12 protein-coding genes are annotated in these 13,322 nt (G+C 37.4%); 11 read left to right on the top strand and 1 reads right to left on the bottom strand.

Translation table 11 applies throughout. The features are described from left to right. Positions 1-99: 99 nt before the first annotated feature. The 11 genes from ABD814_RS09035 to ABD814_RS08985 all read left to right on the top strand — a co-directional run bounded on the left by ABD814_RS09035 (position 100) and on the right by ABD814_RS08985 (position 10,267). On the top strand, positions 100-612 hold the full coding sequence (locus tag ABD814_RS09035) for a DUF84 family protein (protein WP_344912408.1): 513 nt from the start codon (positions 100-102) through the stop codon (positions 610-612). A gap of 95 nt (positions 613-707) precedes the next feature. Then, positions 708-1,223, top strand: coding sequence for a hypothetical protein (locus tag ABD814_RS09030; RefSeq protein WP_344912406.1), 516 nt, complete (start codon positions 708-710; stop codon positions 1,221-1,223). Between the two features lie 114 nt (positions 1,224-1,337). Next, a complete protein-coding gene (locus tag ABD814_RS09025) occupies positions 1,338-2,378 on the top strand; it encodes a PTS sugar transporter subunit IIC (protein ID WP_344912405.1) in 1,041 nt (346 codons plus the stop codon). 20 nt (positions 2,379-2,398) lie between these two features. Further along, positions 2,399-2,719, top strand: coding sequence for a thioredoxin family protein (locus ABD814_RS09020; protein ID WP_344912404.1), 321 nt, complete (start codon positions 2,399-2,401; stop codon positions 2,717-2,719). Between the two features lie 114 nt (positions 2,720-2,833). Beyond that, positions 2,834-3,661, top strand: coding sequence for a DUF1444 domain-containing protein (locus tag ABD814_RS09015; protein ID WP_344912402.1), 828 nt, complete (start codon positions 2,834-2,836; stop codon positions 3,659-3,661). 1 nt (position 3,662) lies between these two features. Next, positions 3,663-4,265 carry a YtpR family tRNA-binding protein gene (ytpR, locus tag ABD814_RS09010; protein WP_344912400.1) on the top strand — a complete coding sequence of 201 codons (603 nt, stop codon included), beginning with the start codon at positions 3,663-3,665 and terminating at the stop codon, positions 4,263-4,265. Positions 4,266-4,367: 102 nt separating this feature from the next. Next, entirely contained in the window at positions 4,368-6,482 is a 2,115-nt protein-coding gene (locus tag ABD814_RS09005; RefSeq protein WP_344912398.1) for a DNA translocase FtsK, read from the top strand. 105 nt (positions 6,483-6,587) lie between these two features. Continuing rightward, complete coding sequence (locus ABD814_RS09000; RefSeq protein WP_344912396.1) at positions 6,588-7,697, top strand: nicotinate phosphoribosyltransferase; 1,110 nt, start codon at positions 6,588-6,590, stop codon at positions 7,695-7,697. 155 nt (positions 7,698-7,852) lie between these two features. Next, on the top strand, positions 7,853-9,154 hold the full coding sequence (gene murC, locus ABD814_RS08995) for a UDP-N-acetylmuramate--L-alanine ligase (RefSeq protein WP_344912394.1): 1,302 nt from the start codon (positions 7,853-7,855) through the stop codon (positions 9,152-9,154). Positions 9,155-9,330: 176 nt separating this feature from the next. Then, a complete protein-coding gene (locus tag ABD814_RS08990) occupies positions 9,331-9,753 on the top strand; it encodes a DUF948 domain-containing protein (RefSeq protein ID WP_344912392.1) in 423 nt (140 codons plus the stop codon). A 34-nt stretch (positions 9,754-9,787) separates the two neighbouring features. Further along, positions 9,788-10,267, top strand: coding sequence for a YtxH domain-containing protein (locus ABD814_RS08985; RefSeq protein ID WP_344912390.1), 480 nt, complete (start codon positions 9,788-9,790; stop codon positions 10,265-10,267). A gap of 860 nt (positions 10,268-11,127) precedes the next feature. Here ABD814_RS08985 and pilM read toward each other — a convergent pair. Then, positions 11,128-13,263, bottom strand: a complete 2,136-nt coding sequence (gene pilM, locus ABD814_RS08980) for a pilus assembly protein PilM (protein ID WP_344912388.1) — start codon at positions 13,261-13,263, stop codon at positions 11,128-11,130. Positions 13,264-13,322: the final 59 nt, after the last annotated feature.

Here is a 13,322-nt window from a genome sequence, read left to right as displayed (position 1 = left end):
GATTAAAATTGATTATTCCCACTCTAAGACAGACTATTTTAGAAGAATAGTATTTGTTCAGTAGACACTAATTAATTTTAGGAGGTTCAATTTTTACGTATGAAAATCATCGTTGGGTCACAAAATAAAACGAAAATATCTGCGGTTAAACGAGTATTTATTGAGAATGAGGTTGTTGGTCGGCAGGCACCATCAGGAGTTTCGGATCAGCCGATGAGTGATCAGGAAACGTTGACTGGAGCGATCACAAGAGCAAAGTATTGTCGAAATTCTGAACTTGGTGTGATTGGAATTGGTCTTGAGGGTGGAGTGATGAAGTTAAATAATCAATTGCTGCTCTGTAATTGGGGAGCATTAGTTGATCAGGCTGGTCGTGTGTACATTGCCAGTGGGGCAAGGATTCCATTACCTGATTCAATTTCGGATGCACTACTTGCTGGTCAAGAACTTGGAGATATTATTGATCACTATGCAGAAAAGAAAAATGTTCGCCACGATCAAGGAACAATTGGGATTTTAACAAATAATGAGTTGAGTAGAAGTGAAATGTTTGAACACGTCGTCAAACAACTGAAAGGTCAATATACTTTAGTGAATAGAATGTTTCAATAATGTGGAGAAAGTGTGAAAAATGATTTCATCTGCTTGTTATTCTGATTTTTTGTAGTATGATTAGTGTGAATTATTTTTGTGGAAAGGAGTTAATTATGGGTAAAAAAATGATTGGCCTGCTATTGATCGGTTTAACGATTTTAATTGTTAGTGGATGTGGGCTATCTGAAGAAGAGGTCTTAGAAAATATTAGTGAAACAATTCAAACGTCTTTTAATCGTCAAAGCCCAGAACCAAATGTGGAATTTGACCATTTTAATATATATTTCCCAGAAAATATTGAGATCATCGAAGAGTCAGATGGTAATTTGATTTTTAATGATCAAGATCAAACCTATATTTTGTTCTATAATCAATTGGAGCCACCTACAAGTGATGCATTTTATTTAGCAGAAAAAAGAAGAGGCAACTATTTATTGCTAGAAAGCTATCAAGACGATGAACGCTTAATCTACGTCAAAGTTAGTGAAGTAGAGGAAGATTTTGAGCTCCAAGTTGGAGTGGGTGGGCTACGTCTTACAACACACGTCTCACTTAGAGAGTTAGAAGATACATTTAATCAAATGGTCGATATGATTAATTCAATTGAAGTATCGACAATAGAAGAATAAAGGAATGAGTAATAAACCTCAGCTGAGCTGGGGTTTATTTTTAATGATTAACTGTCTTGTCAGGTGTAATAACTTGGTGTAGAATAAATAAGAATTGAAAAGGGGGAATCGACGTTGAAGAATTTTTTACAAAGAAAAAACATTGAATTATCAGCACACACATACTTGATTAATGCCTTGAGTTATATGGCGCTTGGGTTGTTCTCATCTCTGATTATCGGACTTATTATTAATACACTTGGAGAACAATTGACAAGATTTTTTGGAGATTCTGTTTTCAGTGAGTTTTTAATGGAAATGGGTACATTTGCGATGGATGGTAAAGTAGTTGGTGGGGCAATTGGTATAGCTGTTGCTTACAGTTTAAAAGCACCACCACTCGTTTTATTTTCAACGCTTTTTGCTGGTGCCTTTGGTTATAGTTTGGGTGGTCCAGTTGGAGCATATGTCAGTGTTGTTTTCGCGACTGAAGCCGGGAAAGTCATTTCTAAAGAAACAAGGGTGGACATAATCTTAACACCCTTATTCACGATTGTGGTAGGATATATGGTAGGGAAATTTATTGGTCCTCCAATTGGAGCGTTTATGACAGGCCTAGGCGAAGTGATCAACTGGTCAACAACGCAACAACCGTTCGTGATGGGCATTATTGTTGCGGTCTTAATGGGCTGGGCTTTAACCGCGCCTATTTCTAGTGCGGCAATTGCGATTATGTTATCGCTTGATGGCTTAGCGGCTGGTGCAGCTGCGATTGGTTGTTCGGCACAAATGATCGGGTTCGCGGTGAGTAGTTATCGTGAAAATGGCGTTGGTGGATTACTTGCTCAAGGAATTGGGACGTCAATGCTTCAAGTTGCGAATATTTTAAAACGACCGTTGATTATGATTCCGCCGACGGTTGCATCAATCGTAATGGCACCAATTGGAACTGTTTGGCTTCAAATGACGAATAATCCTTCAGGCGCTGGGATGGGTACGTCGGGGTTTGTTGGTCAAGTGATGGCCTTTCAAACGATGGGCTTTACTTTCCCAGTATTTCTACAAGTTTTACTCGTTCATATTATTGGTCCTGCTATTGTTAGTTTACTTGTCTCTGAGTGGATGCGTAAGAAAGGCTGGATTAAATATGGCGATCAAGAACTTGTCTATGAATAAAATCTAGGGGGAACGTTAGATTGGAAAACTTACAGACAGAAGCACAATTTTATCAACAGTTGGAACAAGGCAAAACCGTCTTTCTTTTTTCAGCTGATTGGTGTCCAGATTGCCGTGTAATTGAACCGATATTACCTGAGTTAGAAGCAACATTTAGTGAACTGACATTTATCCTTGTCGATCGCGATCAATTTATTGATCTCTGCATTAAATATGATATTTTTGGTATTCCAAGCTTTTTAGCATTTGATCAAGGTAAAGAAGTTGCTCGGTTTGTCAGTAAAGATCGAAAAACACGTGCGGAAATTGAGGCGTTTTTAACAAAGGTAAGTGCAGCATAAAATTAACATAGAAGATGAAGATAAAAGTACCTAATGGTGCTTTTATTTTCATCTCTTTTAAAGTCATGTTACAATGTACTACGGGATTATTAGACCTCGGAAGGGGGAATAACAATGGCTTTAACAACGATTCAATTAAAAAAGAAACTTGACCAGATGTTTTCCGGAACAGAATGGAGAACATCATTTAAACGTGATCAAGATCAATATCGGGTAGAGTGGAAAGATACGGGTAAAGGTGTCAATATTACCTTGCCTAATATCGTTGCTAAGTATGAGCAAAATGGCGAACGTGTGATTGAGGAAATTGTTTCTCATGTTAAAATGTCACTCCAGATGATTGGTCAACAAGCCAAACTAGTCGGCAATGAAAAAAAGATTTTACCTGTCATCCGAAGCACATCTTTTTCAGTCGAATCAAAAGCAGGAAAAAAGTTAATTTTTCATCAGCATACCGCTGAAACGCGGATTTATTATGCCCTTGATTTTGGTCAAACGTATCAACTAATTGATCAAGCATTACTTGACGAGGCAAATTGGACGGAGACACATTTAAAAGAAATCGCATTATTTAATATGAAGTCACTACCAATTGAACTGAAAAAAGATACGGTTGCTGATAATGACTTTTATTTTATCTCAGCGAACGATGGTTATGATGCGAGTCGCATTTTAAATGAAGCTTGGTTAATCGAAATGAAAGATCAAGCCAAAGGGGAGTTTGCGATCGCTGTTCCACATCAAGACACGTTAATTCTCGCTGATGTCCAAAATGATATGGGTTATGATATTTTAGCACAAATGGCGATGCAGTATTTTGCTGAAGGGCGTGTGCCAATTACGGCGTTGTCTTTTCTTTTTGAAAATAGAAAGCTCGAACCGATTTTTATTTTAGCAAAGAAAAAACCAATCGATCAGAAAAACAGAGAAAAGGATGAATGAGATGGCGATTTATTATAATTCAGTTGGGATCGGTGATGTACTGCTTATCCCTTTAAAACAAGGGAATCGAGAAACAACTGACTTTCGTAAGTATGGTGATGTTATAGAGATTTATGACACGGAGTCAGAGCAAATCAATGGTTACAATATTTTTAATAGCTCGACATACCTCGAACTAACGAATGGTAAGCATGAATTAACTGAGGAATTGCAAGCTGAAATTAATCAAATTTTTGTGAAAAATGAGGCTCCAAATCTGTTAGATGTTGATTTATCACCAAAGTTTGTTGTTGGCTATGTGAAGTCAAAAGCGAAACATGAGAATGCGGACAAATTAAGTGTTTGTCAAGTTGATTTAGGTGATGAAACGGTGCAAATCGTTTGTGGTGCACCAAATGTTGATGCAGGTCAGCATGTTGTCGTTGCAAAGGTCGGTGCAATTATGCCGAGTGGATTGGAAATTAAAGCTGCCAAATTACGTGACGTTGATTCGTTTGGAATGATTTGTTCTCAGAAGGAATTAGGTTTACCTAATGCTCCTGAAGAAAGAGGAATTTATGTGCTAACGGGTGATGTTGAAGCGGGGCAACCTTTCAATTTTTAATCGATAACTTGAAGCGTAAAGGAGCAATCACTCTTTTACGCTTTTTCTACTAAAAGTCTGTTAAAATAAGAAGTAATGATTGCAATGGAAGAGTGAAAACGAATGAGAGATAGATTTATCAATAAATTTAAACAACTATTTGCTTCTGAATCAGAGCCTGAACACAATCACGACCTGATTAATCAGCAGCAAAATAAAGCTGGAATCGAAGCGAAAGTTTCTTTCCAATATCCAAAAAAAGATTCATTTCGTTTCCCAATGCCGATTGATCAGCCAACTGTTGGTGAGTTGCAACGTGAAGCTAAACGACGTAATCAAGATTTTCACAATGAAAAAGTTGAAGAAACAACTAAGAAACGTCCGTTTAAACCTTCAGATTTTGCATCTCCAATTCATGGGCTGCAACAGTTTGATTCGAGTAATCATCATGATCAGCCACTAGAAAAACCAGCATTTTTAAGGCGAGATCGCGAGATGCGTTTGAAGGATCGATCCGTTAAAACGCTTGATCAATCTGGGAAAGTCGAGAATGAGAGTGAAAAAGTTCAGGCTACAATTGAACATACTTCTTTAATAAAAGAACGACAAGAGAGTAGATTAGCGAGAAGAAATCGTCGTCAGGTAGCCGACGAACAGATTAACGCTGCTGAGTTAGAGTCAAACCTTGATTTAAATGAAGCCAACGTTGAGGAAACAGTCAACGAGACAATAGTCGATCGTGAAATTAAAAAAGATTCTAAACCGTATAATGTGATCATGACACCGAGTGACAAACGTAGGTTAGAAGAAAAAAAGCGTCAGCAGAAACAGACTTCTAAGCAAGATATGCCTAGCTTACACTTGCTTAATGATCATTCAGATGGCTTGCATCAAGATCAAAATTGGATTCGGGAGCAATCTGAGAAATTAACAGCAACCTTAGCTGAATTTAACGTAAATGCACATGTCGTCAATGTCATGCAGGGACCAACTGTAACCAGGTTTGAGATCAAACCTGAGACTGGCGTTAAGGTGAGCAAAGTTCGTAATTTAAGTGATGATATTAAGTTAAATATGGCTGCTAAAGATATTCGGATCGAAGCGCCTATTCCAGGGAAAAATGCGATCGGGATTGAGATTCCAAATCAAGTGGCTTCTCCTGTTAGTTTACATGAAATTTTTGCAACGGATCGGTTTAAAGAAGCTAAGTCACCATTAACAATTGGTCTAGGCTTAGACATATCGGGAAGTCCAGTTGTGACTGATATTCATAAAATGCCACATGGCTTAATTGCTGGCGCAACAGGATCTGGGAAGAGTGTATGCATCAATACGATTTTGGTTTCATTAATTTTTAAGGCAACCCCAAAAGATGTGCGCTTATTATTAATTGATCCAAAGATGGTGGAGCTTGCATCATATAACGATATCCCTCATCTTGTTTCACCTGTTATTACGGATGTAAAGGCAGCAACACAGGCATTGAAGTGGGCCGTTGAAGAGATGGAAGAGCGCTATCAAAAATTTGTTCAGACGGGTGCTCGTGATATTGAACGCTATAATCAAAAAATGGTCGAGCAAGCTCGCGGTGAAGAAAAAATGCCTTATCTAGTGATCGTCATTGATGAGCTAGCCGATCTGATGATGATTGCACCGCAAGATGTCGAAGATTCTATTAGCCGAATTGCCCAGAAAGCTCGTGCTTGTGGGATTCACTTATTACTTGCGACACAGCGACCGTCAGTTGATGTGATCACCGGATTAATTAAAGCAAATATACCAACAAGAATTGCTTTCAGTGTCGCTTCCCAAATTGATTCACGAACAATTATTGATCAAGGTGGGGCTGAACGTTTATTAGGGAAAGGTGACATGTTATTCGTTGAAAACGGTGCGAGACATCCATTACGGATTCAAGGTGCATTTGTTTCTGATGAAGAAATTGATCGAATCACGGCTGACGCTAGAAAACGAGAGCAGGTTGAATACCTCTTTCAACAGGAAGACTTGTTAGAAAAAATTGAGCAAGAAGAAAGTGAAGATGAACTTTATGATGAAGTTGTTGCATTCGTCATCGATCATAATAGTGCATCAACATCACTTTTACAGCGACGCTTTAAAATCGGTTACAACCGTGCTGCTAGATTGATTGACACATTAGAGTATAACGGGATCATATCTGGTCAAAATGGTAGTAAGCCACGAACCATCTTAGCAACAAAAGAAGACTATAGTTGATCCAGAGTATCTAGGTAATAATTATGCTTGAGTAATCAACTGATTTCTTATATGATAAACAAAATGAATCCAAACTCTAAGATAAGTTAATGAGGTGTGATACCAATGGAAAAAGAATTCGCAAGGAAACTAAATGGCGAAATTGATCGTTTAACAAATGAAACCTTTAAATTCGATCAACGCCTTAAAGAAGGTTGGTTCTCGGCTGTTTACTTTCTAAAAACAAAAGAAATAGCTGAAAAAACAAAACCTAATAATGAAGTCGTCATGCAGTTTTTTCAAAAAGATGAAGCTGTTTTATGTGGAACGGATGAAGCGATTGCTTTACTACATACATTTGCAGACAATCCAGAAGAACTTGAAATTCACTCGTTAAAAGATGGTGACAAAATTTCACCATTCGAAACAGTCCTGACAATTAAAGGATCATATCAATCGTTTGGTTATTTAGAAGGTGTCATCGACGGTATTTTAGCAAGAAGAACATCTGTTGCAACAAATGTGTATAATGTTGTAAAAGCGGGTAGAGCATCAGGGAAACAAAAACCAATTATCTTCATGGGTGATCGAGATGATCATTATACGCAACAAGCTGGTGATGGTTACGCGGCCTTTATTGGAGGTTCTACAGCCCAAGCCACTCACGCAATGAATGAATGGTGGGGTAAAACAGGAATGGGAACAATGCCACACGCATTAATCCAGCTCTTTGAAGGTGATACTGTCGCAGCGGCAAAAGCCTATCACGATGTCTATCCTGAAGATGACTTAACTGTCTTAATTGATTATAATAATGATGTCATAACGGATGCTCTAAAAGTAGCCCGTGAATTTGGTGAGACTTTAAAATGTGTTCGCCTTGATACATCAGGAAATATGGTTGATAAATATTTCTTAAGAAATGCACATTTGCTTGGTAAATTTGATCCACGTGGAGTGAATCCGGAATTGATTTTTGCTTTACGTAAAGCATTAGACGATGAAGGCTACCAGCACGTTAAAATCATGGCTAGCGGTGGTTTTACCGAAGAAAAAATTCGCATGTTTGAAAAGAGAAATGTCCCAGTTGATCTCTATGGAGTAGGCAGAAACTTATTAGATATTAATATTGGTTTCACAGGTGATAACGTTGTCCTTAATGGCAAGCCTGTATCAAAAGCAGGACGTCAACAACAACCAAATCCAAGATTGGAAAAAGTAGATTATAAAAAATAATTGCTGTTCAATCTGTGATATGACTCAAATTATCGCAGTGCAACTGTCAGTGAGACCTTGACTGATTGAAGTTTCACGTTATGTTATAATAACTTATTGGGTAATAATTGTTCGTTTTAAATTTTGTTAGTAGAAAACCTTGGAGGTACACATTTATGACGACTTACCATTTTATTGGCATTAAAGGAACAGGTATGAGTGCACTCGCCCATATCTTATATGACGCTGGTAAAAGTGTTCAAGGTTCAGATGTCAAAAAAACATTTTTCACAGATGCAGCATTAAATGAAAAAAATATTCCGATTTTACCATTTTCGAAAGAGAATATAAAAGAAGGCTATACGATTATTGCTGGTAACGCATTTAACGATGACCATGAAGAAATTGTTGAGGCAAAAAAATTAGGTTTACCGATCTATCGTTACCATGATTTTCTCGGAGAATGGATGAAAAATTATAAAAGTGTTGCTGTCACAGGCTCACATGGTAAAACATCGACAACAGGTTTGTTAGCTCATGTTTTAAGTGAAACACATCCGATCTCTTATTTAATCGGTGATGGCACGGGCTTGGGTCACCAAGAAAGTGATTATTTTGTTTTTGAAGCATGTGAATATAAGCGCCACTTTTTGGCGTATGAACCTGACTACTTAATCATGACCAATATTGATTTTGACCACCCAGATTATTTTTCGAGTATTGATGATGTTTTTTCGGCATTTCAAGAGATGGCTGAAAAAGCGAAACAAGGCATTATTGCATCTGGTGATGATGACTATTTGCAAAAGATTCAAGCGAAAGTTCCCGTTGTTTATTATGGCTTCAGTGATACGAATGATTTTCAAGCAAAAAATGTGACTGAAGTAAAAGAGGGCACACAATTTGACGTTTATGTTCGGCACAACTTTTTTGACACTTTCACGATCCCAATGTATGGAAATCACAATGTTTTGAATGCATTGGCAGTGATTGCACTCTGTCATTATGAAGGAATGTCCGCAGACGAAATGAAGCATCTCGCCACATTTGCTGGTGTGAAGCGTCGTTTCTCTGAGCAAAAATTAAATGAGCAGGTCATTATTGATGATTATGCACATCATCCGAAAGAGATTGAAGTTACAATTGAATCTGCTCGGAAGAAGTATCCAGAGCGTAAAGTAACGGCAGTCTTTCAGCCGCATACGTATACGAGAACAAAAATATTTCTCAATGAATTTGCAGAGGCTTTAAAACTAGCAGATGAAGTATTTTTATGTGATATTTTTGGTTCAGCACGTGAAGCAGATAAAAAATTATCGATTGAAGATTTACAAGTTTTAATTCCTGATAGTAAAATTTTGACCCTTGAAACGACTGAACAGTTAAAAGCTAATCGAGACGGTATCCTCGTTTTTATGGGCGCAGGTGATATTCAAAAATTCCAACAAGCATATAAAGAAATAGCGACAGACAACTAGGGTAAAACCGCTCAAGAACAAGTCATGAATTATTGGATTATTGAGCGGTTTTTTCCATGTATAAACATGCTAAATTAAGATCATTTTATAATATGGGAATGTTTATTAGTTGTTTAAAAGGGTAAATATGAGTATATTAAAAATAAAATTACATATAAAAGGAGTCGATCAATTCAATGGAAAATCTATTGTACATTTCGGCAATCATTTTCGCGCTAGCTTTTGTGGCGCTGGTTGTATACCTCATTAAAGTATTAAAAGAAACTGAACGAACGATGGGAAGTGTTGCTAATACACTTGAAGGTCTTGAAAAACAAATGGAAGGTATCACAACAGAAACGACACTACTCTTAAATCGAACGAATGCTCTAGCTGATGACATTAGTGATAAATCACAACGTTTAAATGGTTTAGTTGATAGTGTATCTGGTTTGGGTACAACGATTACTGGCTTTAATCAATCACTGCAACAGTTCTCGAATTCAGTAACGGGAATCGCGTTAGACAATAAAGAAGAAACTGCCCAACTCGTTAAATGGGGAACAGTTATTATGGAACTGATTAACAAACGTAGAAGTAAAAAGAATAATCAATTATAATGAATCATAATGATAAAATAGGAGGAATTTAAAAATGACAAACAAATCGAATGACAATATTAATGCAAAAGATTTCTTAATCGGATCATTAGTCGGTACACTAGTAGGTGCTTCATTAGCACTTTTGTTTGCCCCTAAATCAGGGAAAGAATTACGAGGTGACATTAATAAAGGTGCGCATGAATTGAAAGATAAAGCTGTTGAGTTAAAAGATGTCGCTTACGAGAAGACCGATGAATTTAAAAAATACGCTAAAGAACAATCAGCACACATACAAGATATCGTTACTGAGAAAAAACAAGAATTTGAAGAAAAGTATCAAGAGACAAAAAATATGATTAAAAATAAAGCAGAAGAAGCGAAAAAGAAAGCTGAAGACAAAGTCACAGAGGTTGCAGATAAGGCAGAAGATGTAAAAGATAAAGCTACAAAAAAAGCTGAAGCAGCCGTAGAAGCTTCAGAAAAGGTAAAAGATGCGATCGAAGAAGCAGCAGAAGACGTGAAAGAAAAGTAATCAACAAAAAACGAATCTCAAAATGGGATTCGTTTTTTGTTGATGATAAAATCTGTTAATTGTGGATGAACTTCGTGCTTGTCACATAGCTAAGGATCGCTTTATGAGCAATGTCTAACAGTTTATCGTATTAAAGCAATTATAAGTCAGATCCCCGACGAATAGCTCATATCACGATTTTTGTATCCTTTTCATAGGATTTATAGATATGAAAGAATTCCTCTTTATATTGAGATACTTTAATTAGGCTTAGATGTCTCAACATAGTGCGAAGACCTACCTTGTGATATTAAGTTATATTATTTCAGTAGCATTGCATAAACTTTTCTTTCCTATGTCAAGTCTTATCGTTGTGGTTTGAGAGAACGGATATTGATCGATTAATACAACCGCTACGGGAAAATATTTCGCTTACCGCGGGCGTGCCTCGGGCGCACAGGATGTGGGTCAGTTAGACGTTGCCACACGACGTGGCGATCTTAGTCTAACATTCCCCCAAGTGGATCTTCGGCTCACGCTATTCCCGCTGGTGTCTTCATATTTTCCCTACGTTAATGTCTGCTTTCCTACAGGATAATAAAGAGCACTAGCAATACAACGCATGAAAGATACAATTTAGCAGATGAGAGATGTGTAGACTCCCACGGGAAAAGCAAGAGCTTGAGATCCACTTTGACAAGCGATCTATGCTTGACAAAGTTAGCTCAAGCCTTGGGACTGCGATTACTCGTCCCACCATAAACACCTGCCCGTAGGAAAGCGAAACATCTCTCAGCTGCGAGTGTGATCCTCTTACTTAGAACTAATCATATCACTTGGTTTTATCTTAATTTTTTATGCAACGCTACTGATATTGCTTGTTAAAAAATAATTTCAATTTCATCGTTTTCATTTAGTGGGTCAAGGAATGTCGCTGATTCGCCATTTCTTTGAATCGTAAGATTTCCTTTAACCTTGGAAAGATCGATTGAAACAAAGCGAAATAAATCTTGAAAAATAAATGATTGATCATCGACTTCACGCACTGTTAATTTTGCACCAGACTGAACTGGATCATTGTCGGACAGTGGTTGATTGTTTTGCTCGAGAACAGCCACAGTTTTATCAAGTGTAACGCGCTCACCATTGTAGACAACATTCAACTTGGCTTTAGTTTTTAGCTTAAAGGCAGTGAGTATATCTTTCGCAGTTACCTTTTTACTCGGTGTATACGTGATATGATCATTTGGCTTCAAGCTTTGGTTTAGATCTGCACGTTTATTATTAATCCTAAGTTGTGCTGAGAATTGTTCGAACTCGACACTTTGCTCATTTAAGAAGACTGAATATTTCTCTAGATCAGCTAAAACAAATTCTTTGCCAGCTGTTTTGAGCCAATCAAGTAATGTTTTCGAATTTTTTATAGTAACGTCGTCATGATCTTGTAAAATATAGTCTAGAGATGCTTTCGTTTGATTCACGTAAACGCTCGGTTCAACTTGAAAGGTTTCGCCATTAAATATGATCGGAAATTGATCAAAATCATCGATCACCTCTTTGATCGTGACAACTGGTTCTTCTCCATCCTCACCTTTCGTAACATGTAAAATGTCACCGTGTTTGATTGGATGATCAACCTTTATTGGTTGACCATTTAAATTAACTTTAGGTGGTTGTCCATATGTACCAGGTAAGGTAATTTGCTGATCATTAAATGTAATCATATAAGCCATTCCAGGGCGACCATACATTTTATCGATATGAATGCCTGCCGCTAATAAACAATCACCTACAGTGAGCTGTTTCATATCAAAAAGACGAACTGCGCGATCATTGACTGTCACACTAATATAATGGACTGGATTTTGTTGGGCAGCTACCCCGATCCCAATAGGCGTAATAAACATTGGTCCAGGTGGAATTTCAATCAGTGATTCAAAGTTTTGAATCGCATCAACACCGCGAGTGGCGACCCGATTACTAGGTAGATTTAATGTTGTTGCAATCGCTTCCGTTATTTTTGGCGTTAAGCTTCCCCCACCAACGAGCATGACCGCCATTGGCGAGCGATTGTTTAATGAAAAAATCTTATTAGCAATCTCTTGAGCCAGTTTTTCAATCGCAGGTTTAATATTCTTGGATAAAGAATCGATTGTAACTGTTTGTTCAAACCCGAGGATATCGGTAACATTTGCTTCACCGTGATCCGTTAATTCACGTTTAATCCGTTCAGCTTCATTAAAATCTAATAAATAATGATCGCTGATTGCTTCGGTTATCTCATCACCAGCTTTAGAAACCATGCCGTATGCTGTAATCGTACCCTCATCAGTTATCGCAATATCACTTGTACCTGCTCCTATATCAACTAACGCTACATTTAACCGACGCATCGATTCTGGTACTAACACATTAATCGCAGCAATCGGTTCTAATGTTAGTGCAGCCATTTCTAAATCAGCACGTTGTAATGCTGATAATAAAGATTCAACAACGATCTTTGGTAAGAAAGTTGCAATGATTTCTACTTCAGCGAGTTCACCTTGTTGATCAATTAATGATCCGATATTTGCTTGGTCGAGGCGGTATTGTAGCACAGAGTAGCCCACGCAATAATAAGGGATTTGATTATTTTTATTATTCTCTTCAATTGCAAGGTCATGCTGTGCTTGTTGAACGGCACTTAATTCTAAGAATAAAATATCCTCTTTATTCATTAATGGATGCTGATCAATTGTTTTTGTTATCGTTGTTCGTTTTGTTTTTAATGCCCGTCCTGCAGCTGCGACACTCACTTTTGTCAATTGAATTGAGTTTCTCTCTTCTAATTCAGTTTTAACTCGTCTGATCACTTCAGAAACGAGGACAATGTCGTGTATTTGCCCGTCTAGCATTGAACGTTCAGCGTGTTCATGCATGACATAATCAATTAATTTGTATTTTTTTCCGTTAGCTTCTAGGAGCAATCCGATGACTGATCTCGTTCCAATATCGAGAGTAAAAATTATGTTTTCCATTGCAATTTATCCTTTCTTCCCTGATACTTGTTGATTTAAGTTTAACAGATTTAAAATGA

The sequence above is a fragment of the Amphibacillus indicireducens genome, assembly GCF_039539605.1.
In the GTDB taxonomy this organism is placed as follows: domain Bacteria; phylum Bacillota; class Bacilli; order Bacillales; family Amphibacillaceae; genus Amphibacillus; species Amphibacillus indicireducens.
This window is presented reverse-complemented; position numbering and strand designations above follow the sequence as displayed.